The organism is Streptomyces coffeae (genome assembly GCF_016741875.1).
In the GTDB taxonomy this organism is placed as follows: domain Bacteria; phylum Actinomycetota; class Actinomycetes; order Streptomycetales; family Streptomycetaceae; genus Streptomyces; species Streptomyces coffeae.
In genome coordinates this window covers 1-26,957 of the sequence record NZ_JAERRF010000013.1, presented here as the reverse complement: position 1 = coordinate 26,957, position 26,957 = coordinate 1, and the positions used below count along the sequence as shown (strand labels likewise).

Below are 26,957 nucleotides of genomic sequence, written 5' to 3'. Positions count from 1 at the left end.
CTCAGCCGGACACCCCGCGCCGGGCCCGTCCGTCGACCCCGCCCACCGCTCTGGCCAGCAGTTCGGTCAGATGTCCGTTGACCACCTCGGGGTGCTCGAGGATCACCAGATGACCGGCCTCCTCGACGATCACCAGCTCGGCGCCGGGCAGCATCTCCGCGATGGCCTCGCTGTGCTCCATCGGGGTGATCAGGTCCTTGTCGCCCGCCAGCACCAGCACCGGCAGCCCGTCGAAATGCGGCAGCGCCGCGGCCTTGTCATGGGCGAGGAACGCCGGATAGAACTCCGCGACCACATCGATCGGGGTGGCCTCGATCAGCCGCTCCGCGAACCGCGCGACACCGGGGTCCACGTCCTTCGAGCCGAACGAATAGCGCTTGATCAGCCCGGCGAAGAGATCGGCGGTGGCCCGGCGGCCCCGCTCGACCAGTTCCACCTGCCAGCCCAGCGCCTTCAGCAGCCCCGGCAGCACCCTGCGCACCGCGTTCACCCCGACGACCGGCAGGCCGAAGCTGACCTCGCCGAGACGGCCCGCCGAGGTGCCGAGGAACGCCACGCCGACCACCCGCTCCCGCACCAGCTCGGGGTACTGCGCGGCCAGCGCCATCAGCGTCATGCCGCCCATGGAGTGGCCGACCAGCACCAGCGGGCCCTCGGGCGCCGCGGCGTCGATGACCGCCTTCAGATCACGGCCGAGCTGGTCGATGGTGAGCGCGTCGCCGTCGGCCTGGGCACAGCCGCGCGCCGAGCGGCCGTGGCAGCGCTGGTCCCAGTAGACGGTGCGGACCACCTCGCGCAGCGCGGAGCGCTGGAAGTGCCAGGAGTCCTGGGCGAGGCAGTAACCATGGCTGAAGATCATGGTGACGGGGGCGGCCGCGGCCTTGCGGCCGAACCGCCGCTTGCGCCGGGACGGCGTGGGCGCGCTGCGCTCCCGGACCTCTTCGACCTCGTAGTACAGCTCGGTGCCGTCGTCGGCCACCGCCGTGCCGGGGGTGCCGCGCAGGCTGCCGTACGGGCCCTCGGCGTCCAGCGCGAGCCGTGCCTTGCGCCGTACGCCGCGGCCGACCGTGAGGCGCTCCAGGGCAACGCCCGCCGCCGCTCCGGCCGCGAGGACACCGATCGCGGCGCCCGCGAACCCGGCTCCGCGCCTCCAGCTCACGGCTGTGGCCCCCGCCACGACTCGTGTCGCCGTCTCTGCCGTGCTGTCGTCGCCCATGGTCAGATCCCTGTGCCCCCCTAATGACCTACATAAACGCGTGGTACCCGGGAACCCACACGGGTGACGATCTCATACGCGATCGTGCCCACGGCACGTGCCCAGTCCTCGACCGTCGGCTCGCCCCGGTCCCCGGGCCCGAAGAGCACCGCCTCCTCGCCCTCCTCCGCGCTGTCGCCGCCGAGGTCCACCACGAACTGGTCCATGGCCACCGTGCCCGCGACCGTCCGCCACTTCCCCGCGACCAGCACCGGGCCGGTCCCCGAGGCATGGCGCGGGATGCCGTCCGCGTAGCCCACCGGCACCAGGGCGAGGGTCGTTTCGCCGGGGGTGACATAGCGGTGTCCGTAGGAGACCCCGTGTCCGCCCGGCACCCGCTTGACCGAGGCGAGCCGGGCGGACAGCGTCATCACCGGCCGCAGCCCGAAATCGGCGGGCAGGCCGACCTCGGGGCTCGGCGAGATGCCGTAGGTGGCAATACCGGTCCGGACGAGGTCGAAGTGGGACTCGGGGAGGGTCAGGGTGGCCGGGGAGTTGGCCATATGACGCACCTCCGGCCGCAGCCCCGCCCGCTCGGCGTGCCCGGCCATCTCGCGGAAGGTGGTCAGCTGGGCCTCGATGGAGGGGTGGCCCGGCTCGTCGGCGCAGGCGAAGTGGGACCACACACCCGTCACGCGTACGGTGCCCTCCGCCTCCGCGGCACGGGCCTCGGCGACCAACTCCGGCCAGTCGGCGGGCTGGCAGCCGCTGCGGCCGAGCCCGGTGTCGGCCTTCAGCTGGAGCCGGGCGGTCCGGCCCGCGGCGCGGGCCGCGGTGACGGCCTCCCGCAGCGCCCACAGACCGCTGGCCGAGACGTCGATGTCCGCCTCGATCGCCTCCCGCCAGGGGTCGCCGGGCGTCCACAGCCAGCACATCAGCCGGCCGGTGTCACCCGCCGCGCGCAGCGCGAGCGCCTCCTCCGGCGTGGCGGTGCCCAGCCAGCTCGCACCGGCCTCGCGGGCGGCGCGCGCGCAGGGCAGCGCGCCGTGGCCGTAGCCGTCCGCCTTGACGACGGTCATCAGCTCGGCGGTGGGCGCCGCGGCGCGCAGCGCCCGAACGTTGTCCCGCAGGGCGGCCAGATCGACCACGGCACGGGCGCGCATCGGTGTCTCGTCCATCCCGGTCAGTCTCTCAGGCCCGTGGGCCGACCGGAGTGTGTGCTTTCCCGCACGGAGTGCCCTCCGTTCGGGAGACTGTGACCATGAGGACTGCCTACAGCGTCGAGACCGTACGGGCCGCGGAGCGGGAGCTGATGGCGCGGCTGCCGGACGGAGCGCTCATGCAGCGGGCGGCGGCCGGACTGGCCGCGGCCTGCGCCGATCTGCTGCGCCGGGTGTCCGGCGCCCGGGTAGCCGTGCTGGCGGGAAGCGGGGACAACGGGGGCGACGCGCTCTACGCGGGCGCCCGGCTGGCCCGGCGCGGCGCCGGGGTCACGGCGGTGCTGCTCGCCCCGGACCGGGCCCATCCGGGGGGTCTGCGCGCGCTGCTCGCGGCGGGCGGACGGGCCGTACCGGCCCATGACGACCGCGCCGAACCGGCCCTGGCCCGCGCCGAACTGGTCGTGGACGGAATCGTGGGCATCGGCGGCAAGGGCGGGCTGCGGACCGAGGCGGAGCGGCTGACGCGGGCGGTGCGCGGCATGGTCGTCGCCGTGGACCTGCCGAGCGGGGTGGACGCCGACACCGGGGAGGTCAAGGGCGCCGCGGTGCGCGCCGACGCCACCATCACCTTCGGTACGTACAAACCGGGCCTGCTGATCGACCCGGCCCGGACCTACGCGGGCGCGCTGCGGCTGATCGGCATCGGCCTGGAGCCGTATCTGCCGCCCGTACCGGACGCGGAGGCGCTTCAGCACGAGGACGTGGCGGCGCTGCTGCCCCGGCCCTCGGCGGAGAGCGACAAGTACCGGCGCGGGGTGGTCGGTGTGGTGGCGGGCTCCGCCCGCTACCCGGGCGCCGCGGTGCTGGCCGTCGCGGGCGCGCTGCGCGGCGGCGCGGGGGCGGTGCGCTATGTGGGCCCGGCGGCCGACACGGTCATCGCGCGCTTCCCCGAGACGCTGGTGCACTCCGGTCCCCCGGCCAAGGCGGGCCGGGTCCAGGCGTGGGTGGTCGGCCCCGGCCTCGGCGACGGCGCGGCGGCCCGGCACTCGCTGGAGGACGTGCTCCGCTCCGATGTCCCCGTCCTGGTCGACGCCGACGGGCTGCGCCTCCTGCCGCCCGGCGATCTGCGCAAGCGCGAGGCGCCCACGGTGCTGACCCCGCACGCGGGCGAGGCCGCGGCCCTGCTCGGGGTCTCCCGCGAGGAGGTGGAGTCCGGGCGGCTGGCGGCGGTACGGGAGCTGGCCGGGCGCTATGGCGCCACGGTGCTCCTCAAGGGGTCCACCACTCTGGTCGCGGGCGAGGGGGGTCCGGTGCGGGTGAACCCCACCGGCACCGGCTGGCTGGCCACGGCGGGCAGCGGCGATGTGCTGTCCGGGCTGACCGGCTCCCTGCTGGCGGCGGGCCTCGGCGCCCTCGACGCGGCCTCGGTCGGCGGCTATCTCCACGGCCTGGCGGCGCGCCGCGCGGCGGGCCCGCACGGCGCGCCGATCGCGGCGTACGACGTGGCGACGGCGCTCGCGGAGGCATGGCGGGACGTCCTGGCCTGACGGCACGCGGCGCGCTGACCGGATGGCGGGCGGCAGGGGAGGCCGCGTGGCCCCCTCGTCCCCCGTCCGGTCCCCGAGCCAACACCCCGCACCACGACGGGAGCCCACTGCCCGGCCGCGCCTTCGCCCGTGCCCCGGTCGCCGGGGCTCGCGAAGGGCCGCGCGCCCGGACAACGCCCAGCGGTGTGGCCGGAAGTGATGCCTGAGCGCAAAACCGGTGGCACCCCGCGCGGCGGTCCGTAGCCTGGCCCGCATGACCACCCTGAGCCTGGACCGCTACGCCGCCGAAATCGTCACGCAGACCGAGCGGTTGAGGGACTGCGTCAAGGGCGCGGACCTTCACGCGCCGGTACCCAGCTGCCCGGAGTGGACCCTCGGCCAGCTGCTGCGCCATCTGAACGGTGCGCACCGCTGGGCCCAGGGAGCGGTCGGCTCCCGGTCGACGGAGCCGGTCTCCGACGAACTGGTCAACGACGTCCCGCGGATCGACGGCGAGAGCGCGGAGGCGCTGGACGCCCAGCTCGCCGACGGTGCCGCCCGGCTGGCGGAGACCCTGCGCGCGGCAGGGCCCGACGTACCGGTGTGGACGCCGGGGCCGGGCGGCACCCCGATGTTCTGGGCCCGCCGGATGGCCTACGAGACGGCCGTGCACCGGGCGGACGCCGCCCTGGCCGTCGGCGTGGAGTACACCCTCGACGCGGAGCCGGCGTCCGACGCGCTGGACGAGTGGATGGACTTCGGCACGGTGCCGGAGGCCTATGAGTCCGAGCCCACGCTGCTCGGTCCCGGCCGGACCCTCCGGTTCCAGGCCACGGACACCGGGGCGCGGTGGCTGGTCGACCTCACCGGGCCCGCCCCGGTCTGGTGCCGTACCGACGAGGAGGCGGCCGTGACGGTGCGCGGTCCGCTGACGGAACTGCTGCTGCTGATCTACCGGCGGCCCGCGCCCCGCGTCGACGTCCTCGGGGACACCGCCCTGCTGGAGCTGTGGCTGACGCGGACCGGCTTCTGGTTGCAGTGACGGGGGCCGGGTACGGCTATCCGGCCGCCGCGATGCCCTCGGGTCCGCGCGCCCGGTCGCTGATCTTCATCAGGATCGCGATCAGCACCCAGAAGAGGGGGCGACGCACCGGGACGGTTCCGCGCGGGGATCGACGGCCAGGGCCCAACGCCCGTCGTTTAAAGGGGCCTAGAGCTGGCGGAGGTGGTCTCGCAGGGTCCGGGCGACCCGGGCCATCAGCGCCTCGGCGCCGGGCTGGCGGCTGGCGGGCACCACGGACTCGGTGAGCACGGCAACGGCGAAGCTCTGGCCGTCGGCGTGCTCCACGACACCGATCTCATGGCGGAGGTTGAGGAGGGTGCCGGTCTTGGAGGACCAGATGGCGGCGTCCGAGGCGAAGTCCGGGGCGAGGCGTTGCCGCATCAGGTTGTGGGCCATCAGACCGCGTACCCGCTCGGCCACCTCCGAGTGGATCGACGACGGTGTCCACAGGGCTTGCAGCAGATCGGCCCAGGCGCGGGCGCTGCCGGTGTTGGCGCGGGTGGTGTCGAGCTGCGGCACCCGGTGGCCGCGGCCGGAGGTGCCCGCGTCGATGGCGAGGGCGTGGGCGAGATGGGCCTGTGCGCCGTCGAAGCGTTCCTCGGGGGTGTCGGACAGCTCGTACACGGTGTGCCGGACGGTGATGCCGTGCAGACCGAGTTCATGGAGGATCCGGGTGACCCGGTCGGGCGGGGTGAGCTCGAACAGCGCGTCGGCGGCGGTTCCGTCGCTGATGCAGGTGCTCAGATAGACCAGGTCGTCGACGGCGACCCGGGCGGGATGGCGGAAGCGGCTCAGCCCGGTCGGGCCGGGGGTGGTGATCCCCCCGGGCCGCACCTCCAGTGTGGTCGCCCCGTCGAGTTCACCGCGCCGGATGCGCTCGGCCGTCGCCAGCGCGAGCGGCACCTTCACCAGGGAGGCGGACGGCAGTTGGGCATCCGGTTCGATGCCCAGCTCCTCACCGGTACGCAGATCCCGGACCAGCAGATAGCCGCGCAGACCGCCGTCGCGCAGCTGTCCGCGCATCTCGCGCAGCAGCGTCTCGGTCATGTCACGCCCCCTTCGGTGGACGGTACGGCGCCGAGGCAGCGCGCTATCGCGTCGCCCAGGCGGGCCTGGATGTGCCGGGGGTTACCGGCCGCGGCTGCCGTGACGGCGTAGCCCCGGGCGAGGGTGAGCTCGCCCATGGGCCGCCAGCTCAGGGCCAGTTCACGGGCCTGGGCGGGGGAGCACAGCAGCAGATCGTCGGAGCACAGGACGTCCGCCGCGGCTGTGGTGAGGTCGTCGGCGACCACGAGCTGCGCGGGCCGCAGCCCGAGCGCGTCCCGCAGCCGGGTCAGCGGATCGCGGATGTGCGGAACGTCGTCCTCCGGCTGGATCCGGATCCGGCGGGGCGGTTCGGGGGCGCCCCGGCCCATCCGCAGGGTCTCCAGGTAGACGCGCTTCACCCCGGGGTTCCGGGCTCCGGCCAGCCCGAGCGGCACCGACCACAGCGCCTCGTCCGGCGGCACCGGCAGCAGGGCGGCCCGCACCTGTTGGGAGCGGACCAGCTCCTCCCGCCGGCGCGGCGGCGCGACCCGGAGGTCGAGGGTGACACCGTGCCCCCGCGCGTCGGCCACCAGTTGGGCGAGGTCGACGGTGGAGCAGATACCGGGCATCGCCAGCCGCCACGGCTTGTGCTTGGCGGCCTCCGCCTCGTGGTGCAGCACATCGGCCGCCAGGACGAGCTGCCGGGCGGCGGGCAGCAGGTCCCGGCCGAAGGGGGTGAGAACGGCCTGCCGTGAGGTGCGCTCGAACAGCCGCTCCCCGAAGTGCGCCTCCAGCGCGGCGATCCGGCGGCTGGCCACCGGCTGGGACATCCGGGCGGCGGCCGCCCCGACGGTGAAACTGCCGCGCTCACTCACGCTCACGAACGCGCGACACGCTCCCACCAGATCCACAACCGCCACTCCACACCACTGTCATGCCACTTCCGCATGGAAACCCTCAGAAGTGTATTGGACCGTATGGCCGAACGCGGCAAGGGTGTGCGCAGAAGGCATCCCATCCCCCGTATGTCCTGTCATACGGGGCAGATCAGGAGGTACCGGACCATGCGGCACACCCGCGCCCGGCGCGCCCTTCGCGGTGCGCTCACCACCCTCGTCCTCGTCCCGCTCGCGGCCTGCGGCCAGGACGACTCCCCGCCGTCGTCGTCCTCCATGGCGGCGAAGCCCGCCGCCACCCGCTCGTTCAGCGACGAGTTCAAGGGCCTGGAGAAGAAGTTCGACGCACGCCTGGGGGTCTACGCCATCGACACCGGAACCGGGCGGGAGGTGGCGTACAACGACGGCGCACGCTTCCCCTTCGCCTCCACCTTCAAGGCCATGGCCGCCGGCGCCATCCTGCGCGAGCGCTCGCTCGACGGCATGGACAAGAAGATCACGTACTCCAAGGACGATCTGATCGAATGGTCCCCGATCACCGAGAAGCATGTGGACACCGGAATGACCCTGGGTGAGCTGTGCGACGCCGCCGTCCGCTACAGCGACAACACCGCGGCCAATCTGATCCTCGAAGAACTCGGCGGCCCCAAGTCGCTCGACGCCGATCTGGAGAAGATGGGCGACGACATCACCCGGATGGAACGGAACGAACCGGGTCTGAACGACTGGAACCCCAAGAACACCCGGGACACCACCACTCCCCGGGCGTTCGCCAAGGACCTGCGCTCCTTCGTCCTCGGTGACACGCTCGAGAAGCCCGAACGCGCACAGCTCGCCGACTGGCTGAAGAGGAACACCACGGGCGCGACCACCATCCGGGCGGGCATGCCCAAGAACTGGACGGTCGGCGACAAGACCGGCACCGGCGCCACCTACGGCTCCCGCAACGACATCGCGGTGGTGTGGCGCCCCGGTGCGGACCCCATCGTCGTGGCGATCATGACGAACCGCACCGCGGAGGACGGCAAGCCCGACGACCGGCTGCTCGCGCAGGCCGCCGAGGTGGTGGCCGACACCCTCGGGTAGCGGGTACGGGACCGTCCGGAAGGGGCCAAGGGTCCGGGAGCCGGGTCACCCCTCGGCGATCACCACCGCGGAGGCGACCCCCGCGTCATGGCTCAGCGAGACATGCCAGCCGCGGACGCCCAGCTCCGCCGCGCGCTGCGCGACCGTGCCGCGGACGGTCAGCCGCGGACGGCCGGAGTCCTCGGTCACGATCTCGGCATCCGTCCAGCGCAGTCCGCCCGGTGCGCCCAGCGACTTGGCCAGCGCCTCCTTGGCGGCGAACCGGGCGGCGAGCGACGCGATCCCGCGCCGCTCGCCGCTCGGCAGCGTCAGCTCGTCCGCCACGAACAGCCGCTCCGCCAGCCCCGGCGTACGCCGCAGGGCATCGGCGAAGCGGTCGATCTCGGCCACATCGATACCGACACCGATGATCACGGGATCACGATCACTCGACGGTCACCGACTTGGCCAGGTTGCGCGGCTGGTCCACCTCGTTGCCGCGCGCGGTCGCCAGCTCGCAGGCGAAGACCTGGAGCGGCACGGTGGCCACCAGCGGCTGGAGCAGGGTCGGGGTCGCGGGGATCTCGATCAGGTGGTCGGCGTAGGGCGCCACCGCCTCGTCGCCGCGCTCGGCGATCACGATCGTGCGGGCACCGCGCGCCCGGATCTCCTGGATATTGGAGACGATCTTGTCGTGGAGGACCGACCGCCCGCGCGGCGACGGCACCACGACGACCACCGGGACGTCCTGCTCGATCAGCGCGATCGGACCGTGCTTCAGCTCACCGGCCGCGAAGCCCTCGGCGTGCATGTACGCCAGCTCCTTGAGCTTGAGCGCACCCTCCAGCGCCACCGGGTAGCCCACATGGCGCCCGAGGAAGAGCACCGTGTTCTTGTCGGCCAGGGTGCGGGCCAGCTCGCGCACCGGCTCCATCGTCTCCAGGACCTGCTCCACCTGGGTGGCGATCTCCGACAGCTCGCGGATCACCGAGATGATCTCGTCGCCCCACTTGGTGCCGCGCACCTGCCCCAGGTACAGCGCCACCAGATAGCAGGCCACCAGCTGGGTGAGGAACGCCTTGGTCGAGGCGACCGCGACCTCGGGACCGGCGTGGGTGTAGAGCACCGCGTCGGACTCGCGCGGAATCGTCGAGCCGTTGGTGTTGCAGATCGCCAGCACCTTGGCGCCCTGCTCACGGGCGTGGCGCAGCGCCATCAGGGTGTCCATGGTCTCGCCGGACTGCGAGATGGCGATCACCAGGGTGCGCTGGTCCAGGATCGGGTCCCGGTAGCGGAACTCGCTCGCCAGCTCCGTCTCGCAGGGGATCCGCGTCCAGTGCTCGATGGCGTACTTCGCGATCATCCCGGCGTGGTACGCGGTGCCGCACGCGACGATCACGACCTTGCTGACCTCGCGCAGCACGGAGGCGGGGATACGGACCTCGTCCAGGCACAGGTTGCCGGAGAGGTCGATCCGGCCGAGGAGGGTGTCCGCGACCGCCTTCGGCTGCTCGGCGATCTCCTTGAGCATGAAGTAGTCGTAGCCGCCCTTCTCGGCGGCGGAGGCGTCCCAGTCCACGTGGTACGGACGGACCTCGGCGGGCGCCCCGTCGAAGTCGGTGACCGTCACCACGTCGCGGCGGGCCTCGACCACCTGGTCCTGGCCCAGCTCGATGGCCTCGCGGGTGTGCGCGATGAAGGCGGCCACATCGGAGGCGAGGAACGCCTCGTCCTCGCCGACCCCGACCACCAGCGGCGAGTTCCGGCGCGCCCCGACCACCACATCGGGCGCGTCCGCGTGCACCGCGACCAGGGTGAAGGCGCCCTCCAGCTGACGGCACACCTGGCGCATCGCCTCGGCCAGGTCACCACAGGAGGAGAAGGACTCGGCGAGCAGATGCGCCACGACCTCGGTGTCGGTCTCCGAGGCGAGATCATGGCCACGCTCGGCCAACTCGGCGCGCAGTACCGCGAAGTTCTCGATGATGCCGTTGTGGACGACCGAGACCCGGCCCGCGTTGTCCAGGTGCGGATGGGCGTTGGCGTCGGTCGGGCCGCCGTGGGTGGCCCACCGGGTATGGCCGATCCCGGTGCCGCCGCTGGGCAGCGGCCGGTCGGCCAGCTCCTTCTCCAGGTTGGCGAGCTTGCCCGCCTTCTTGGCGGAGGCCAGCCCGCCGTCGGCGAGCACGGCCACCCCGGCCGAGTCATAGCCGCGGTACTCGAGCCGCTTGAGACCGGCCAGAACAACATCGAGGGCGGACTGCCCTCCCACATAACCAACGATTCCGCACATGAAGGCAGCGTACGACCCGTCCCCTCGGGGACGGACGACGGCCCGCGCGTCGCGCACGCCGCGCGGCGTGCGCGGGCGGCGCCGGCGCCCTGCCGGGATGACCGGTGGTGGCCCGGGCATGGCCCGGTGGTGGCCCGGGGGTGGCTCCCGGGGGTGACCGACTCCACGCCGCCTGGGCCCCACAGTTCCGGGCCCAGCCCCGACAATGAAGGTGTGATCACGTCAACTGCGCGCGGTGCGCGCACCGTGCGCGCACCGCAGCGGCGGAGCGAGGCCAGCCCGTACGTGGATCTCTCGCGCGCGGAGTGGAGCGCACTGCGGGACAAGACGCCGCTGCCGCTGACCGCCGAGGAGGTCGAGCGGCTGCGGGGGCTCGGCGACGTCATCGACCTCGACGAGGTGCGGGACGTCTATCTGCCGCTGTCCCGGCTGCTCAACCTCTACGTCGCGGCCACCGGACGGCTGCGCGGCGCCCTCAACACCTTCCTCGGGGACACCAAGAAGGGCAGCGGCACCCAGCCCGGCACCCCCTTCGTCATCGGGGTGGCGGGCAGTGTCGCGGTCGGCAAGTCCACCACCGCCCGGCTGCTCCAGGCGCTGCTGGCCCGCTGGCCGGAGCATCCGCGCGTCGAGCTGATCACCACCGACGGCTTCCTCTACCCCAACACCGAGCTGCACCGGCGCGGGCTGATGTCCCGCAAGGGGTTCCCCGAGTCCTACGACCGCCGGGCGCTGACCCGTTTCGTCGCCGATGTGAAGGCGGGCAAGGCGGAGGTCTCCGCGCCGGTCTACTCGCATCTGATCTACGACATCGTCCCGGACGAGCGGCTCACGGTGCACCGCCCCGACATCCTGATCGTCGAGGGACTCAATGTGCTGCAACCGGCGCTGCCGGGGAAGGACGGGCGGACCCGGGTCGGACTCGCCGACTTCTTCGACTTCAGCGTGTACGTGGACGCCCGCACCGCGGACATCGAGAGCTGGTACCTCGGCCGCTTCAGGAAGCTGCGCGAGACCGCCTTCCAGGACCCGTCCTCGTACTTCCGCAAGTACACCCAGGTCTCGGAGGAGGAGGCGCTGGACTACGGCCGGATGATCTGGCGGACCATCAACAAGCCCAACCTCCAGCAGAACGTGCAGCCCACCCGCGGGCGTGCCACGCTCGTCCTCCGCAAGGGGCCCGACCACAAGGTGCAGCGGCTCTCCCTGCGCAAACTCTGAGGTCCGCCGGAGGGGCCGCGTACGGCAGCCCCTCCGCGATGCGTTCCCGCTCAGCCCAGGCGCTCAGCCCAGGGCGGACTTCACCGCGTCGGCCAGGCGGCCGGCCACGGAGCGGGCCTGGTCGATGTCGGCGGCCTCGACCATGACCCGGACCAGCGGCTCGGTGCCGGAGGGGCGCAGCAGGACGCGGCCGGTCTCGCCGAGCTCGCGCTCGGCCTCGGCGACCGCGGCGGCGAGGTCGGCGCTGGAGGCCACGCGGGACTTGTCCACGTCCGGGACGTTGATCAGCACCTGCGGCAGCCGCTCCATGACGGCCGCGAGGTCGGCCAGGGTGCGGCCGGTGGCGGCGCAGCGGGCGGCCAGCAGCAGACCGGTGAGGGTGCCGTCACCAGTGGTGGCGTGGTCGAGGACGATCACATGGCCGGACTGCTCGCCGCCGAGCGCGTAGTCGCGGCTCTTCATCTCCTCCAGCACATAGCGGTCACCGACCGCCGTCTGGACCAGCTCCAGGCCCTCCCGCTGCATGGCGAGCTTGAAGCCGAGGTTGGACATCACGGTGCCGACCACCGTGTTGTTGCGCAGGGTGCCCGCCTCGCGCATCGCCAGCGCGAGGACGGCGAGGATCTGGTCGCCGTCGACCTCCCGGCCGGTGGCATCCACGGCCAGACAGCGGTCGGCGTCGCCGTCGTGGGCCACACCGAGGTCGGCGTGCTGCTCGACCACGGCGGCCTGGAGTTTCGCCAGATGGGTGGAGCCGTGGCCGTCGTTGATGTTGAGCCCGTCCGGCTCGGCGCCGATGGTGACGACCTCGGCCCCGGCCCGGGCGAACGCCTCCGGGGAGACCCGGGAGGCAGCGCCGTGGGCACCGTCGACGACGACCTTGAGCCCGTCGAGCCGGCCCGGCAGCGCGGCGACCAGGTGGGCGACGTAGTTGTCGAAGCCCTCCTCGTAGTCGCGGACCCGGCCCACCCCGGCGCCGGTCGGCCGGTCCCACGGCTCGCCCGAGGCATGGGCGCGGTAGGTGGTCTCGATCCGGTCCTCCAGCTCGTCGGCCAGCTTGTGGCCGCCGCGGGCGAAGAACTTGATGCCGTTGTCGGGCATCGGGTTGTGGCTGGCGGAGAGCATCACCCCGAGGTCCGCGTCGAGCGCGCCGGTGAGATGGGCGACCGCGGGCGTCGGCAGCACGCCCACCCGCAGCACGTCCACCCCAGCACTGGCCAGCCCCGCCACCACGGCGGCCTCCAGGAACTCCCCGGACGCGCGCGGATCCCGCCCGACCACGGCCACCGGCCGGTGGCCCTCGAAGGTTCCCGCTTCGGCGAGCACATGCGCTGCCGCGACCGACAGGCCGAGCGCCATCTCAGCTGTCAGGTCGGCGTTCGCGACACCGCGCACACCATCCGTACCGAAGAGTCGTCCCACTGGTGTCCTCCGAGATTGCGAGCTGGGGGGCAGGAGCTTGCTTGTAGGTATACGCCCCCTGGCGGCGATAGCCGAACGCCCCGGGGCACTGGTGGTGCCGCCGGGGCGTTCGAATGAACAGCGATTCCGCTGGGCCGATGGGCTCGGGCGGATTAGCGCTTGCTGTACTGCGGCGCCTTGCGGGCCTTCTTCAGACCGGCCTTCTTACGCTCGGTGGCGCGGTCGTCACGCGTCAGGAAGCCGGCCTTCTTCAGCGGGCCGCGGTTGTTGTCCACGTCCGCCTCGTTCAGCGCGCGGGCGATGCCCAGGCGCAGCGCACCGGCCTGTCCGGAGACGCCGCCGCCCGAGATGCGGGCGATGACGTCGTAGCGGTCGTCCAGCTCGAGCACCTTGAAGGGCTCGTTGACTTCCTGCTGGTGCACCTTGTTGGGGAAGTACTCCTCAAGGGTGCGCCCGTTGATCTTCCACTGGCCGCTGCCCGGCACGATGCGGACACGCGCCACGGCGTTCTTGCGGCGCCCGGTGCCGGCGGCCGGCTGCGGCTCGCCGAAGCGGGAAGCGAGCGACTCGGAGGTGTACTCCGACTCGACCGTCTCAACGCTCTCGGTGGTGTACTCCTCGACCTCGAGGGGGGTCTCGGCGGTGGTCTCGGCCACGATGCTCCTCAGATTCTTTTCGTCTTAGGGGGTGGCCGGGACTACTGCGCGACCTGGGTGATCTCGAACGGGACCGGCTGCTGAGCGGCGTGCGGGTGCTGGTCACCCGAGTACACCTTCAGCTTCGAGAGCATCTGACGGCCCAGGGTGTTCTTGGGGAGCATGCCCTTGATGGCCTTCTCGACGGCCTTCTCCGGGTTCTTCTCCAGCAGCTCGTCGTAGCGGATGGAACGCAGACCACCCGGGTAGCCGGAGTGGCGGTACGCCATCTTCTGGGTCCGCTTGTTGCCGGAGAGGTGCACCTTGTCGGCGTTGATGATGATGACGAAGTCACCAGCGTCGACATGCGGCGCGTATACGGGCTTGTGCTTGCCCCGCAGGAGGGTGGCAGCCTGGGAGGCCAGGCGGCCGAGAACGACGTCGGTGGCGTCGATGACGTGCCACTGACGCTGGACGTCGCCGGGCTTGGGGCTGTACGTACGCACGGTCGTAGCCTTCGCTTCTCAGTGTGGGGTCTCCCCAGGTCCGCTAGGACCGAGGGGACGGGTCCTTACAAGGCCACCCGGACGATCACGACAGCCCTGGCCGCACCTCGGTGACGCATCCGGGTGCATTGCCGCTGGTCATCGGCCCGGTGGACCGGCGTAACGGCCTCTCACGTGAGAACGAGCAAGCCAATACGCATAACGAACTGGCAGAATACCGGTCCGCCCCCGGACGGGTCAAAACACACCCGGCACCACTCGGGCACACCCCGGCCACTCAGCGTTTACGCGCCACCCGGGCCTCGTCCCAGACCGGCTCGGTGACCTCACGGACCCGTCCGTCCGCGCCGAAGACCAGGAAGCGGTCGAAGGAGCGGGCGAACCAGCGGTCGTGGGTGACGGCCAGCACCGTGCCGTCGTAACGCTCCAGCCCCTCCTGGAGCGCCTCCGCGCTCTCCAGGTCCAGGTTGTCCGTCGGCTCGTCCAGCAGCAGGGCGGTGGTCCCGGTCAGCTCCAGCAGCAGGATCTGGAAGCGGGCCTGCTGTCCGCCGGAGAGCTTGTCGAAGGGCTGGTCGCCCTGGCGCTCCAGCTCGTAGCGGCGCAGCGCGCTCATCGCGGCACCCCGGTCCCGGGCGTGCTCGGTCCACAGGATGTCCACCAGGGTGCGCCCGGCCAGCTCGGGGTGGGCGTGGGTCTGGGCGAAGTGGCCGGGGACGACCCGGGCGCCCAGCTTCCACTCCCCGGTGTGCGCCACGTCCTCACCCGCCAGCAGCCGCAGGAAGTGGGACTTCCCGGAGCCGTTGCTGCCGAGCACCGCGACCCGCTCGCCGTAGAAGACCTCCAGGTCGAAGGGGCGCATCAGCCCGGTGAGCTCCAGCCCCCGGCAGGTGACGGCGCGCACCCCGGTGCGGCCGCCCTTCAGCCGCATCCGGATGTCCTGCTCGCGCGGCGGCTCCTGCGGCGGGCCCGCCTCCTCGAACTTCCGCAGCCGGGTCTTGGCGGCCTGGTAGCGCCCGGCCATGTCCGAGTTGTACGCCGCCTTCTGCTTGAAGGTGAGCATCAGGCGGCGCAGCTTGGCGTGCTCCTCGTCCCAGCGGCGGCGCAGCTCCTCGAAACGGGCGAAGCGCTCCTTGCGGGCCTGGTGGTAGGTGGCGAAGCCGCCGCCGTGCACCCAGACGTCACTGCCCGCCGGACCCGGCTCAACGCTGATGATCTTCTCGGCGGCGCGGGCCAGCAGCTCCCGGTCGTGGGAGACGAACAGCACGGTCTTCTTGGTCTCCCGCAGCCGCTCCTCCAGCCAGCGCTTGCCGGGGACGTCCAGATAGTTGTCCGGCTCGTCCAGCAGCAGCACCTCGTCGGTGCCGCGCAGCAGCGACTCCAGGACCAGGCGCTTCTGCTCACCGCCGGAGAGGGTGCGCACCTCGCGCCACTGGGCGCGGTCATAGGGGACGCCGAGCGCGGCCGCGGTGCACATGTCCCACACGGTCTCGGTCTCATAGCCACCGGCCTCGGCCCAGTCGCTGAGCGCCTGGGCGTAGGCCATCTGGGCGGGCTCGTCGTCCCGCGTCATGATCGCGTACTCGGCGTCGTCCACGGCCTTCGCGGCCTGGCGGATCCGCGGCCGGGCGACGGAGACCAGCAGGTCGCGCACGGTCCGCTCATCCCGTACGGACCCCACGAACTGCGGCATCACCCCGAGACCGCCACCAGCCGTCACCGATCCGCCGTGCGGCTGGAGTTCTCCCGCGATCAGCCTCAGCAGGGTGGTCTTGCCCGCGCCGTTGGCCCCGACGAGTGCGACCGCGGCGCCCTCCCCGACCCGGAACGACACATCGCCGAGCAAGGCCCGTCCATCGGGCAGGTAGTACTCCAGGTGTGCCGCCTCCAGATGACCCATGCCCGGATTGTGACCTCGTGGCCACGGGCAGGCCAACCGGTTTATGAGCTGGGCGGATTAAGATGCGGGCCATGAGCTTTGGGCAAGGGGGACCGTACGGGCCCGGGGGTGGGGCGCCTCAGCCGCCGACACCGGACTGGAACGCGCTGGCGGACGACACCGCCGCGCGCGGCAGGCGCCGCACATGGCTGCTGGCCGGTGGTGGACTGCTCGCGACGGGCGCCGTGGCCGCGATCGTGGCCATCGCGGTGACCAGCGGCGACAACAAGGGCTCGGGCTCCAACGCGTCGGCGAGCCGGCTGCCCACACCGCAGGATCTGCCGAGCGGCTCATCCACCCCCGAGCCCACCTTCTCCAATGTGGCCCCACCGGCGCCGCCGAAGCCGCTGGACATCATCTCCAGCGCGAAGCGGGACAAGGCGCCGCTCAGTGCGGGAACCCTGTTCCCGGAGAAGAAGGCGGTCACCCAGGGGCGCGGCTATACGAAGGCGGCGACGTCCACCGCCTCCAACTGCGCCTCGGTGGCTCAGGGCGGGCTCGCCCCGGCGCTCAGCGGCAACGGCTGCCGCAAGCTGTTCCGCGCGACCTACTCCCGGAACGGGGTCGCGGTCACCGTCGGCGTCGCCGTCTTCGACACCAAGGCCGCGGCGGAGAAGGCGAAGAAGCAGGCCGAGGGCGGGGTCGCGGCCCTGACCGGGGGCGGTGTGAACTTCTGCCACGGCCCGGTGTGCCGCAGATCCACCAACGCCATCGGCCGCTACGCCTACTTCACGATATCCGGCTACACCTCGGGAAAGTCGGTGACCACGTCGGACACCAAGGCGCTGGGGGCCGGACGCGACCTCGCGGACTACGCCTTCCGCCGCATCCTGGCCCGCGGCAACACCCAGGCGTCAGCGGCGGCCTCGGCCACCGACTGACGCCCGCGCCGTCCTCAGGAGGCGTTCGCCTTCTCGAGCTTGGTGGTCTGCGCCTTCAACAGCTCCGCCGGAACATCGGACTTGCTTGCGTCCATGAGGTTCACCCCGAAGAACACGCTCAGCTGGGAACCGGCGCGCACCACGGCGAACTTCACCACGGCCTTGTCCTTGCTCGCGTCCAGCAGGCTGAAGGACAGCGACTCATCGCCCAGCCCGGGGTCGGCCTGCGGAGTCACCTTGGCGACATCGGACTTCTTCCCGGAGCCGTCCTTGGCGGCGAACCCGCCCTGACAGGCCGACACGGCGCCGCGCAGGTCCTTGACCGTGCGCTCGGCGTCACCGCCGCCGTACGTGGAGAGCCGGATCAAGCCGGAGCCGCCCAGCTTCCCGCCCTTGGACTGGGCGTACGTCCGGTAGACGGACGCCTTCGGCGCGGGGTCGAACGAGGACCCCATCAGCTGGGCGATCGGCTGGCATGCGGCCTTCTCGGCCTTGGCGGACCCGCCGTCGGAGAACTCCTTCTCCGACATCTTCTCGATCTCAAAGCCCTTGACATCGGCCTTGGTCACGGCGGCCTTCTCCAACTGCGCCGCGGACAGCGGCGCGGCGGCCGCGGTCCGCTCGTCCTTGACGCCGCCCCCCTTGCCCTTGGCATCGTCACTGTCGCCGCCGCACCCGGTCAGCAGACCGAGCGTCGCGGCCACTGCCGCCGCGACGACAACACGCGTACCAGACTTCATCACGATTCCGTCCATCTCTGATCGATGCCCCGCCCTCTTGTCCGAGGTCATCCAACAACGGTGGGGCGCGGCACACCAAGGGATTTCCCTCACGATCCGGTATCGCCCCCCATGCGCGGACCGCCGGGAGCGTCCGACAGTTGCACGGCGCGCCCGCATTGTGGCGCATGTCCCTTGACGACAGGCACAAGCAACTTTTCCGACCGGCGCCTGTCTTACCGACTGACCGACCGGAGCGCATCCGGAAAGGGGGCAGTCGCGGCGGCCGGACCGGGCCGCACGGCGATCACCGTGAAGATTTCTTTTCTGCTGCACAACGCCTACGGGATCGGCGGCACCATCCGGTCGACCTTCAATGTGGCCGGTGCTCTCGCGGCACGGCACACCGTGGAGATCGTCTCCGTCATCCGTACCGTGGACTCCCCGAGTCTGCCCCTCCACCCCGCCGTCCGGCTCAGCCCTCTGATCGACCAACGCCCCGCCGCCGAGGGCAGATCGACCGACCTCGGCCATCCGCTGCTGGAGCGGCCCAGCGCCCATGTCCCCGCCGCGGAGGCGCAGGGCACGGTCAACTTCAACGCCCTCACCGACGAACGCATCGCCGCCCATCTCCACGGCACCGACGCGGATGTGGTCATCGCCACCCGCCCCGGCCTCGTCATCGCTCTCGCGGCCCTGGGCCGGGAGGGCCGCTATCTGCGGATCGGCCAGGAGCACCGGCTCTACGGCACCCACCGGGCCGAGATCCGCGCCGCCTGCGACACCGCGATCGCCCGCCTCGACGCGCACACCGCCGTCTCCGAGGCGGACGCGGCCACCCACCGCGCCCGGCTGCCCGGGATCCCCACCCGGCGGCTGACCGCCCTGCCCAACGCCGTGCCCGCCACCGGCGTCGAGCCCTCCGACGGCCGGGCCAAACTGGTGGTGGCCGCCGGGCGGCTGATCCCGGTCAAACGGTACGACCTGCTGGTCGGCGCCTGGGCGACGGTCGCGGCCGAACACCCCGACTGGCGGCTGCGGATCTACGGCCGCGGTCCGCAACAGCCCGCGCTGCGCCGCCAGATCGACGACCTCGGCCTGACCGCGCGGATCACCCTCATGGGCGCCCACTCGCCCATCGAGACCGAATGGGCCAAGGGCGCGATCGCCGCCGTCACCTCCCGTGAGGAGTCCTTCGGCATGACGATCGTGGAGGCCATGCACTGCGGAGTGCCCGTCGTCGCCACCGACTGCCCGCACGGTCCCGGCGAGATCATCACCAACGGCCGGGACGGTCTGCTCGTCCCGCCCGGTGACGCCGACGGCATCGCCAAGGGACTGCTCACCCTGATCGAGGACAACGCGCTGCGCCGCACCATGGCCGCCGCGGCCCGTGAGTCCGCCCGGCGTTACGCACCGGAGCGGGTGGCCGCCGCGTACGAGGAACTGTTCGCCGAACTCTACGCCGCACGCGGCACCCCGCCCCCCGCTGCCGCCGCCACCCGGTATGGCACCGGCGCCTTCATGCCGGGCATCCCACGGCAGGGAGCGGCGGGACACCCGGCCGGCACCCCGCTGGCCTCCCTCAAGGGCGCGGTCAGAGCGCTGATCCGCAAACCCCTGCGCCCCGTCGCCGACTGCCGGGTCACCCCCGACGGCCGGCTGTCGCTCCTGATCGAGCCCGACGGCGTGCACGGCAGCGGACTCGCGCTCACCCTCACCCGCCGCCACGCCGACGACGGCAGCGAACCGGTCCGGGTGCCGCTCCTCCCGCCGACCGCGCCCGCCGGACCCTGGACGGCCACCCTCGACCGCGGCGTCCTGGACCTCGCCGAGGGCCGCTGGGACCTGCATGTCGTACGCCCCTCCGACGGCGCCCGCCGCCGTGTCCTCAGCCGCTACGCCGAAGGACGCGGACTGCTCGGCCTGGAGCCGCTGCCCGGCTCCCCGTTCTGCTGGTGGATCCCCTATCCCACCGTCGACGGCCATCTCGCGCTGCGCACCTGGCACCGCCCGTCCCACGCCGAGGCCCGGGAGATCCATGCGGGCGACGACGGAATCACCGTCGAAGGCACCCTGCACGGTGTGCGCTTCGGACCCGGCACCTCCCCGCGGGCCGTCGCCACGCCGCGCGGCGCCTGCCGCGCCCTGTACGCGGACGTCGCCGTCCTGGACGGCGGACGGTTCCGCTTCACCCTGCCCTACGAGCGCATCCACGCCGCCCGCGACGGCCGCTCCGGATCCGCCCGGTGGGAGCTGACGCTCCGTAAGTCCCCCGATTCCACCGCCCCGATCACCCTCGGACGGATCATCGGCGACATCCTCGACCGCGACCGGACCGATCTCCACCCGGTCGGCCACGGGGTGCGCCCGTATCTCACCCGGGCCGGTGACCTGGCCATCGCATGCCCCACCACGGTGAATTGAGACCCCGAAGCCAACGGAGTGTGTTTGGCCCGGGCGACTTCGGTAACACTCGGTGATATCAGCCTCGAGCGAGGAAACCTCTGCGGAAGGCATAACGATGTCAACAGTTGCGCTCATCATCCTGGTGGCGGCCCTGGGGGCCATGGCGGCGCTGGTGTTCGCCCCGTCGGTCCGCCAGAGCGGCCGCGGCGGACTCATGAACCGGTTCGGCCCCGAGTACGACCGGGCCGTCTCCCGGCACAACGGCGATGAGAAAGCCGCGCTGTGGGAGCTGAGCGAGCGGGTCCGTCACTACGGCAATCTGCCGGTACAGCGCCTGTCACCGGAGGCCCGTGAGAGCTACGCGGCACGGTGGGCGGGCCTTCAGGAGCAGTTCGTCGACGCCCCGGCCCACGCGGTGCGGGAAGCCGACCGGCTGCTCGGTGAGTTGGCCGTCGAGCGCGGTTACGCCTCGGCGTCCCACGAGGAGCAGATGGACGCGATGTCCGTCCGCCACGCCTACACCGTCGACGGCTACCGCCGACTGCATCTGATGGCCGCGCAGACCCGAGGTGGCGGCGAGGTCGAGACCGAGCGGATGCGTGAGGCACTGGTCTCCGCCCGCTCCCTGTTCGAGGAGCTGGTCCGCGCCCAGCCCCAGGACAGGGGCCTACGCCGTCGGCACCCCTCGCGGCGGCCGGTGCTGCCGCAGCAGAGCCGGGGCGGACAGCGCCCCGGCCGGATCCCGGGGCAGCGGCTGGGTCCCGCCCGGTGATCACCCGTCAGCCGTCGGCGGCCGATCCGGCGATCGGCCGTCGATGAACCGGACAGCCAGGGCGAGGGTGTCGTCCGGGTGGAGGATCACGGTGTGCATATCCCGTGCGATCGCGCCGGGGATGTCCTCCGTCGGGCGGCCCCGGTGGCTCCGCGCGGCCTCCATCAGCCGCTTCTCGCCCTCGATCGGGTCCCTCCGGCTCTCGGTGAGGCCGTCGGTGTAGAGCAGCAGAAGGTCGCCCGGGGCCAGCCGCTCGCCGACCAGCCGGTCGCTTCCGGGCATCGGAAAGCCGATCCCGCGCCCACGGGCCTCCAGATAACGGGCCGTTCCGTCCTCCCGCAGCAGCAGCGCGGGAGGATGGCTGCCGTTGGCCACCCGCAGCTCACCGGAGGCCGGATTCACCCGGGCCAGCAGCACGGTGGCCATCACGCTCCGGTCGAAGGGCAGCAGGATCTCGTCGGTCCGCGCCACGATCGACTCCAGGTGATGCCCCTCCAGGGTCAGGGTGCGCACGGCGTGGGTGACATTGAGCGCGCTGCGCGTACTGGTCACGCCGTGTCCGAGGGCGTCCACGATGGTGATGTGGACGGTGCCGTCGGGCAGGACGAACCAGTCGTAGAGATCCCCGCCGGTGGGGGCGTCGGTGCCCGCCGGCGCGTAGTGGACGGCCAGTTCGAGCCCCTCGACCTCCAGCGGGGAGGGGCGCAGCGCGTCCTCGAGTTCCCGCAGGGTCTGGCCGTGGGCGGTGCGCAACTGCTCGTCGCGCTCGTCGAGCTGGACGTAGAGGGCGAGAACCCCGCTGTTGGTCTCCTCCAGTTCGTCCTTCAGCCTGCGGTGCTCGGCGGTGAGCGCGTCGGCACGGGCCATCACGGCGCGCAACTCCTCGTCGGCGAGCGCGGCGTCGTCGGACGAACCGCCACCGTTGACGGAGCCGCCTGCTGGGCCGCCGTTCCCGACCGGTCCGGTCGCCGCCGCGCGGGCCGGGAGCCGCCACACCACATCCAGGCCGTGCACCGCGTCCGCGGGCAGCGGCAGCTCCGTCACCGACCGCGGGGCCGGGGGCCGGGCCGTGCGCAGCGTGACCGTGAGCACGCCCAGACCACTGCCCCGCGCATTGCGGTCCGGCTCGAACGACCAGGTCACGCTGGTGCCCTCGGCGGTACGTACGGCCTCCGCCGCGACCTCGGCCGCCGACAGCACCAGCCGGCCCCGGAGCGCGGGATCCAGGCCGTGGTCATGGGCCAGCCGTCGTACGGCCCGGCACAGCTCCGCCTTGGTGGCGCATCCAGCGGTCCGGGTCGTCATGGCAGCCTCGGTGTCTGTGGGGATCTGGACGCGAGGACCGTCGCGTCGTCACGGAGGCGACGGTGGCCGTGGGCGAGCGCCGCGGACAGCAGGGACGGGGGCAGGCGCAGCAGGGACGGCGACGGCTCACGCGCCCACCGGCAGTCGATACCGTCGCTGTACAGCACCACGGTGGCCCCCGGCGGCACCGGAAAGCCGTGGGTGCGCGGTGTCGGCATGCTCCAGCCGACCACCCCGGGCTGCCCGGTCAGCCGGTGGTGCACCCCCGTGTGGGAGAGGGTCAGCGCGCGGACGTTGCCGATACCGCAGTAGTCGGCGCTCTCCGGGCGCAGCCGCAGCAGCCCGACGGCGGCCCCCCGGGTGCGGCGCAGGGCGCGGTTCATCGCGGTGAGCAGATCGGGCAGCGGCCGACCGGGGTCGGCGAGGAAGGACCGCAGGGCCACCTGGGCCGCCTCGGCCGCCCGCGAGCCGTGGCCCAGCCCGTCCAGGACGGCGGCGGTGCGGGTCTCACCGGTCTGCACCACCGCGCGGGCGTCACCGCAGTCCTCCTCCCCCTCCACCGCCAGACACACCGAGCCCACGTCCTGGAGCGCGGTCTCGCGGTCGCCGGGCGGGGTGAGCCGGGCGCATGCCCACGTCCCGCCACCGGCGTCGGTCCCGGTGCGGATGGTGAAGTGGGTGGCCATCCGGCTCACCGCGCCCAGCCCCACCCCCAGCGTGCCGGCCGTGGTGTAGCCATCGGTCAGACAGCGCTCCAGCTCCGGCATCCCCGGGCCGCGGTCGGCGGCCAGGATCTCCACTCCGGCGCCGAGCGGGGTCGGCTGGATGTAGAGCGTGCCGTCGCTGGCGTGCTTGTCGAGATTGCTCGCCAGCTCCGAGGCGATCACCGCCGCCTGGTCGGGCAGCGCGCCCGGCAGTCCGCAGTCCCGCGCCACACCGCGCGCGGTCACCGCGGCCAGTTGCACCGCGCTGTGGTGGTCCACCCGTACGGCGGCGGTGGGGGTCGCGCGGTGACGGATCACCGGGCCGTCCAGCGGGTGGCGGTCACCACGGTGCCCTCACCCGGCCCGGTCTGCACCGTAAACTCGTCCATCAGCCGCCGGGCACCGCCCAGTCCATGGCCCAGGCCCGAGCCCGTGGTGAAGCCGTCGGTCAGCGCCGCGTCCAGATCCGCGATACCCGGCCCGTCGTCCTTGACCACCAGCCGCAGCCCCCGGGCGCCCGGCCGCCGCGGATACTCGATGGTGACGGTGCCGCCGCCGCCGTGGACATACGCGTTACGGGCCAGCTCGCTCGCCGCCGTGACCACCCGGGTCTGGTCCACCAGGCCGAAGCCGACCTCCACCGTGGCCGCGCGCACCGCGTGCCGGACCGTCAGCAGATCCTCCTCGGTCCGCACCACATGGGCCGACGGTGCGGGAGCACCCTCCTCCGCGGACGTGGGGACCGCCCTCCCCCACGACGCCAGGGCGGACTCACCGGGCAGCGCCACGCCGGGACCCTTCCACGGACTGCTGGGCCTGCCGCCACCCCAGCGCGGCCAGCCCCTGCTCGGGGTTGAGCGCGGTCTCCACCCCGACCAGTTCGATCCCCAGCTCGACCAGCGTGATCGCCACCGGCGGCCGCATCCCCGCCACGATGACCCGCGCGCCCAGCAGCCGCGCCACCGTGGTCAGTTCCATCAGGGTGCGCGCCACGAAGGAGTCGATGATCTCCAGCCGTGAGATGTCGATGAGCACCCCGCGGGCGCCCTCCGCCGAGATGCGCTCGGTCAGCTCCTCGGTGAAGGCGATGGCGGCCCCGTCGTCCAGCTCATTGAGCAGCCCGGTGACCAGCACATCACCCAGCCGCAGAATCGGCACGCCCGCCGGGCGGGGCGCGGTCACCGGCCCTCTCCGTCGTCCCCGTCGGGGCCCGGACCGTCGATGAGCTTGATCGCGGCTGCCAGCGCGTCGGCCAGCGTCGCCCGGGTGAGGATGGCGGACAGATCGATACCGAGCTGGGCGATGGTCTGCGCGATCGACGGCCGGACCCCGCTGATCACACAGTCCGCGCCCATCAGCCGTACCGCGTTGACGGTCTGCATCAGATGCTGGGCGACCGCGGTGTCCACCGTGGGCACACCCGTGATGTCCACGATCGCGACCAGCGCCTCGTGGTCCTGTATGGCCTGGAGCAGATTCTCCATCACCACCTGTGTCCGGGCGGTGTCCAGGGTGCCGATCAGCGGCACCGCCAGCACCTGCCGCCACAGCCGCACCACCGGCGTCGACAGCTCCATCAACTGCTGGCTCTGCCGCCGGATGATCTCCTCGCGGCCCTCGACATAGGTCTCGAACGACAGCGCTCCGGCCACATCCAGCAGCCGGTTGATGAACACCGCCGACGCGAACAGCTCCTCGGCGTCCCGGGTCTCCCGCTGCACCGCCTTGAGCAGCGCCTCCTTGAGCGCGAGCACCGCGAGCGAGGTCACCGTCGGGGTGGCCCCGCCCCGCGCCCGGCGCATCGACAGCCGCACCACCGCTTCCTGGAGACCGGAGTTGGAGGTGACGACCCGGTCCACCGGTGCCCCGCTCTCCAGCCCGGGCACCAGCGCGTCGATCAACGCATCGGCCTCTTCGCGGAGTTCGGCCTCACTGATGTCCGTCCCCAGCAGCGCCTGTTCCAGCTGCAACTCCACCCAGCGGTCGGCGATTTCCGCGTCCCGCTCACGCAGAGCCCTGGTCAGGCGTTCCCGTACGGCGGCCTCACTGGTACTCACGCGCATCCCTTTCGCGGCAGCCTGCGCTCAGTTGTCGGACGGCAAATGCTATCGATCTTCCAGATACCCCGGAAGACGATTCCCGCCCATCCCACCGTCCCCATCCCGCCGCTTTCCCCCGCCTTCCGTCGCCTTCCGCCGCGGCGCTCAGCCGACTCCCGACGCCATACGCGGCGCCGAGTACCCCCCTGCGCGCGGCTCACACCCGCCCGCGGTGGAAGGGGATTCAGCAGCACCCCGCGTTCAGGTCCACCGCGGTGGCCGCGCCCGGGAGGGAACGCTTGTTGCGGGAGGCGCGGTTGCGCGCCGCGAGGTGGTCATCGGCGGGGTAGCCGACCTCTTCGAGGGTCAGTCCATGGGGGCGGACGACATGGACGGCGGAGTCGCGCACACCCGCGGCCAGCACCGTGCCGGGCCAGTCCGGGGGGCGGTGGCCGTCGCCGACGAAGAGCAGCGCGCCGACCAGCGAGCGCACCATGTTGTGGCAGAAGGCGTCGGCGCGCACCGTGGCGGTGATGACGCCGTCCGCGCCGCGCTCCCAGCTCAGCCGCTGAAGGGTGCGGATGGTGGTGGCGCCGTCGCGGCGCTTGCAGTACGCCGCGAAGTCGTGTTCGCCCAGCAGCCGTGTCGAGGCGGCGTTCATCGCGTCGACGTCCAGCGGCCAGTCGTGCCAGAGCACATGGCCGCGCAGCAGCGGATCGACACCGCCGGGGTGGTCGATGACGCGATAGGCGTAGCGGCGCCAGATCGCGGAGAAGCGGGCGTTGAAACCGGCGGGTGCCTCGGTGACGCGCCAGACGCGGACATCGTGCGGCAGCCGGCCCGCGAGGCGGCGCAGCAGTTTGTCCCGGTGCTCGGCCCACAGCGGCTCCGGCAGATCGACATGGGCGACCTGCCCACGGGCGTGCACCCCCGCGTCGGTACGGCCCGCGACGGTCAGCTCATAGGTCTCGGACGAGCGGGTGACCGTACGCAGCGCGCTCTCCAACTCGCCCTGGACGGTGCGCCGTTCCCGCTGTTTCGCCCAGCCCGAGAAGTCCGCGCCGTCATAGCTCAGGTCCAGCCGGACCCGTACGAAGCCGGGCGCCGCCTCGTCACTCACCACAGTTCCTCTCGATACGCGGGACATGCGGGACGGGCCCGCCCCCGATGTCGCTGGGGGCGGGCCCGTCCATGGCCGTCAGACGGCTCAGGCGTCCTTGGACTCCTCGGCCGGAGCCTCGGTGGCCTCGGCCTCGTCCTTCTTCAGGTCCGCGATCGCCTGGTCACCGGCAGCGTCCTTGGCGGAGCGCTGGGTGGCGGCCTCGGCCTCGCCGACAGCCTCCTGCTGCACGGTCAGCGCCTCGACCAGCTCGATGACCGCCATCGGGGCGTTGTCGCCACGACGGTTACCGATCTTGGTGATACGGGTGTAGCCACCCGGCCGGTTCTCGTAGCGCGGCGCGATCTCGGTGAAGAGAGTGTGCACAACGCCCTTGTCACGGATGGTCTGGAGCACCAGACGGCGGTTGTGAAGGTCGCCCTTCTTCGCCTTGGTGACCAGCTTCTCCGCGACCGGGCGCAGGCGGCGGGCCTTTGCCTCGGTGGTGGTGATCCGGCCGTGCTCGAACAGCGCGGTGGCGAGGTTCGCCAGCATGAGCCGCTCGTGCGCAGCGCTGCCGCCCAGACGGGCGCCCTTGGTGGGCTTCGGCATGTGTTTCTCCTAGGTGTCTGCACCGGCCGTGTCAGGTACCGGTGTCAGTGAACAAAATCCAGCCCGTCCGGCGATTGAGGACAAGACCTCAGCCACAGTGGACCGGCAGGTTCTAGTACTGCTCGGTCTCCACGAAACCGGCGTCCGCGTCGTCATCGGCGCCGAAGGCGTCAGCCGCGGCGGTCGGGTCGAACCCGGGCGGGCTGTCCTTGAGCGCCAGGCCCATCCCGGCCAGCTTCGCCTTGACCTCGTCGATCGACTTGGCGCCGAAGTTGCGGATGTCCAGCAGGTCCGCCTCGGAGCGGGCCACCAGCTCGCCCACCGAGTGGATGCCCTCGCGCTTGAGGCAGTTGTACGAGCGGACGGTGAGCTCGAGCTCCTCGATCGGCAGCGCCAGATCGGCGGCCAGGGCGGCATCCGTCGGGGACGGGCCCATGTCGATGCCCTCGGCGTCCACGTTCAGCTCGCGGGCC

General features: G+C 72.3%; 26 protein-coding genes. 7 read left to right on the top strand and 19 right to left on the bottom strand.

Translation table 11 applies throughout. The features are described from left to right. Window position 1 precedes the first annotated feature (1 nt). Together JK363_RS22325 and alr are read right to left on the bottom strand one after the other, a co-directional pair. Entirely contained in the window at window positions 2-1,216 is a 1,215-nt protein-coding gene (locus JK363_RS22325) for an alpha/beta fold hydrolase (RefSeq protein WP_201876773.1), read from the bottom strand. 20 nt (window positions 1,217-1,236) lie between these two features. Continuing rightward, window positions 1,237-2,373, bottom strand: a complete 1,137-nt coding sequence (alr, locus tag JK363_RS22320) for an alanine racemase (RefSeq protein ID WP_201876772.1) — start codon at window positions 2,371-2,373, stop codon at window positions 1,237-1,239. Between the two features lie 83 nt (window positions 2,374-2,456). Between alr and JK363_RS22315 the strand changes: the two genes are divergently transcribed. Next, entirely contained in the window at window positions 2,457-3,902 is a 1,446-nt protein-coding gene (locus tag JK363_RS22315; protein WP_201876771.1) for an NAD(P)H-hydrate dehydratase, read from the top strand. Between the two features lie 253 nt (window positions 3,903-4,155). Beyond that, window positions 4,156-4,923, top strand: a complete 768-nt coding sequence (locus JK363_RS22310; protein ID WP_201876770.1) for a maleylpyruvate isomerase family mycothiol-dependent enzyme — start codon at window positions 4,156-4,158, stop codon at window positions 4,921-4,923. A 168-nt stretch (window positions 4,924-5,091) separates the two neighbouring features. On the opposite strand, the gene JK363_RS22305 is transcribed toward JK363_RS22310, so the two are convergent. After that, window positions 5,092-5,991, bottom strand: a complete 900-nt coding sequence (locus JK363_RS22305; RefSeq protein WP_201876769.1) for a serine hydrolase — start codon at window positions 5,989-5,991, stop codon at window positions 5,092-5,094. Beyond that, window positions 5,988-6,851 carry a LysR family transcriptional regulator gene (locus tag JK363_RS22300; RefSeq protein WP_372444826.1) on the bottom strand — a complete coding sequence of 288 codons (864 nt, stop codon included), beginning with the start codon at window positions 6,849-6,851 and terminating at the stop codon, window positions 5,988-5,990. Before JK363_RS22300 ends, JK363_RS22305 begins: the two co-directional genes overlap by 4 nt. A gap of 183 nt (window positions 6,852-7,034) precedes the next feature. Between JK363_RS22300 and bla the strand changes: the two genes are divergently transcribed. Continuing rightward, window positions 7,035-7,952, top strand: a complete 918-nt coding sequence (bla, locus tag JK363_RS22295) for a class A beta-lactamase (RefSeq protein ID WP_201876768.1) — start codon at window positions 7,035-7,037, stop codon at window positions 7,950-7,952. 45 nt (window positions 7,953-7,997) lie between these two features. Here the strand turns inward: bla and JK363_RS22290 are convergent, their stop codons facing one another. Then, a complete protein-coding gene (locus JK363_RS22290; RefSeq protein WP_201876767.1) occupies window positions 7,998-8,366 on the bottom strand; it encodes a holo-ACP synthase in 369 nt (122 codons plus the stop codon). Between the two features lie 10 nt (window positions 8,367-8,376). Continuing rightward, window positions 8,377-10,224 carry a glutamine--fructose-6-phosphate transaminase (isomerizing) gene (glmS, locus tag JK363_RS22285; protein ID WP_201876766.1) on the bottom strand — a complete coding sequence of 616 codons (1,848 nt, stop codon included), beginning with the start codon at window positions 10,222-10,224 and terminating at the stop codon, window positions 8,377-8,379. A gap of 213 nt (window positions 10,225-10,437) precedes the next feature. On the opposite strand from glmS, the gene coaA reads away from it, so the two are divergent. Next, window positions 10,438-11,445 (top strand): type I pantothenate kinase, encoded by a 1,008-nt coding sequence (gene coaA / locus JK363_RS22280; RefSeq protein ID WP_201876765.1) that lies wholly within the window; start codon window positions 10,438-10,440, stop codon window positions 11,443-11,445. Between the two features lie 63 nt (window positions 11,446-11,508). Here the strand turns inward: coaA and glmM are convergent, their stop codons facing one another. The 4 genes from glmM to JK363_RS22260 form a co-directional block, all read right to left on the bottom strand. Further along, window positions 11,509-12,867 (bottom strand): phosphoglucosamine mutase, encoded by a 1,359-nt coding sequence (glmM, locus tag JK363_RS22275; RefSeq protein WP_201876764.1) that lies wholly within the window; start codon window positions 12,865-12,867, stop codon window positions 11,509-11,511. Window positions 12,868-13,019: 152 nt separating this feature from the next. After that, a complete protein-coding gene (gene rpsI / locus JK363_RS22270) occupies window positions 13,020-13,523 on the bottom strand; it encodes a 30S ribosomal protein S9 (RefSeq protein WP_201876763.1) in 504 nt (167 codons plus the stop codon). Between the two features lie 41 nt (window positions 13,524-13,564). Further along, complete coding sequence (gene rplM, locus JK363_RS22265) at window positions 13,565-14,008, bottom strand: 50S ribosomal protein L13 (RefSeq protein WP_060945206.1); 444 nt, start codon at window positions 14,006-14,008, stop codon at window positions 13,565-13,567. A gap of 277 nt (window positions 14,009-14,285) precedes the next feature. Further along, complete coding sequence (locus tag JK363_RS22260) at window positions 14,286-15,905, bottom strand: ABC-F family ATP-binding cassette domain-containing protein (protein WP_201876762.1); 1,620 nt, start codon at window positions 15,903-15,905, stop codon at window positions 14,286-14,288. Between the two features lie 71 nt (window positions 15,906-15,976). Between JK363_RS22260 and JK363_RS22255 the strand changes: the two genes are divergently transcribed. Continuing rightward, on the top strand, window positions 15,977-16,825 hold the full coding sequence (locus tag JK363_RS22255; RefSeq protein ID WP_201876761.1) for a hypothetical protein: 849 nt from the start codon (window positions 15,977-15,979) through the stop codon (window positions 16,823-16,825). A gap of 14 nt (window positions 16,826-16,839) precedes the next feature. Here the strand turns inward: JK363_RS22255 and JK363_RS22250 are convergent, their stop codons facing one another. Beyond that, window positions 16,840-17,616 (bottom strand): hypothetical protein, encoded by a 777-nt coding sequence (locus JK363_RS22250; protein WP_236076017.1) that lies wholly within the window; start codon window positions 17,614-17,616, stop codon window positions 16,840-16,842. Between the two features lie 240 nt (window positions 17,617-17,856). On the opposite strand from JK363_RS22250, the gene JK363_RS43865 reads away from it, so the two are divergent. Both JK363_RS43865 and JK363_RS22240 read left to right on the top strand, forming a co-directional pair. Then, window positions 17,857-19,971, top strand: coding sequence for a glycosyltransferase (locus tag JK363_RS43865; RefSeq protein ID WP_201876760.1), 2,115 nt, complete (start codon window positions 17,857-17,859; stop codon window positions 19,969-19,971). A gap of 97 nt (window positions 19,972-20,068) precedes the next feature. Next, window positions 20,069-20,725 (top strand): hypothetical protein, encoded by a 657-nt coding sequence (locus JK363_RS22240; RefSeq protein ID WP_201876759.1) that lies wholly within the window; start codon window positions 20,069-20,071, stop codon window positions 20,723-20,725. Here JK363_RS22240 and JK363_RS22235 read toward each other — a convergent pair whose 3' ends face one another. The 8 genes from JK363_RS22235 to JK363_RS22200 all read right to left on the bottom strand — a co-directional run. After that, the gene (locus JK363_RS22235) at window positions 20,726-22,030 is read right to left on the bottom strand and encodes a PP2C family protein-serine/threonine phosphatase (RefSeq protein ID WP_201876758.1); all 1,305 of its coding nucleotides are present in this window, start codon (window positions 22,028-22,030) and stop codon (window positions 20,726-20,728) included. It lies immediately after the preceding gene. Continuing rightward, window positions 22,027-23,052: a SpoIIE family protein phosphatase gene (locus JK363_RS22230; RefSeq protein ID WP_307821826.1), complete on the bottom strand. Its 1,026-nt coding sequence runs from the start codon at window positions 23,050-23,052 to the stop codon at window positions 22,027-22,029. Before JK363_RS22230 ends, JK363_RS22235 begins: the two co-directional genes overlap by 4 nt. Next, window positions 23,049-23,522, bottom strand: coding sequence for an anti-sigma regulatory factor (locus JK363_RS22225; protein WP_201876757.1), 474 nt, complete (start codon window positions 23,520-23,522; stop codon window positions 23,049-23,051). Before JK363_RS22225 ends, JK363_RS22230 begins: the two co-directional genes overlap by 4 nt. Next, window positions 23,506-23,916 carry an STAS domain-containing protein gene (locus JK363_RS22220; RefSeq protein ID WP_201876756.1) on the bottom strand — a complete coding sequence of 137 codons (411 nt, stop codon included), beginning with the start codon at window positions 23,914-23,916 and terminating at the stop codon, window positions 23,506-23,508. The genes JK363_RS22225 and JK363_RS22220 overlap by 17 nt, the downstream gene beginning before the upstream one ends. Then, the gene (locus JK363_RS22215) at window positions 23,913-24,791 is read right to left on the bottom strand and encodes an STAS domain-containing protein (RefSeq protein ID WP_201876755.1); all 879 of its coding nucleotides are present in this window, start codon (window positions 24,789-24,791) and stop codon (window positions 23,913-23,915) included. Before JK363_RS22215 ends, JK363_RS22220 begins: the two co-directional genes overlap by 4 nt. 226 nt (window positions 24,792-25,017) lie before the next feature. Beyond that, window positions 25,018-25,893, bottom strand: a complete 876-nt coding sequence (gene truA, locus JK363_RS22210) for a tRNA pseudouridine(38-40) synthase TruA (RefSeq protein ID WP_201876754.1) — start codon at window positions 25,891-25,893, stop codon at window positions 25,018-25,020. Between the two features lie 87 nt (window positions 25,894-25,980). Next, complete coding sequence (rplQ, locus tag JK363_RS22205) at window positions 25,981-26,484, bottom strand: 50S ribosomal protein L17 (protein ID WP_201876753.1); 504 nt, start codon at window positions 26,482-26,484, stop codon at window positions 25,981-25,983. A 112-nt stretch (window positions 26,485-26,596) separates the two neighbouring features. Further along, window positions 26,597-26,957, bottom strand: a 361-nt coding sequence (locus tag JK363_RS22200; protein ID WP_307821825.1) for a DNA-directed RNA polymerase subunit alpha C-terminal domain-containing protein, incomplete at its 5' end; no start/stop codon positions are given.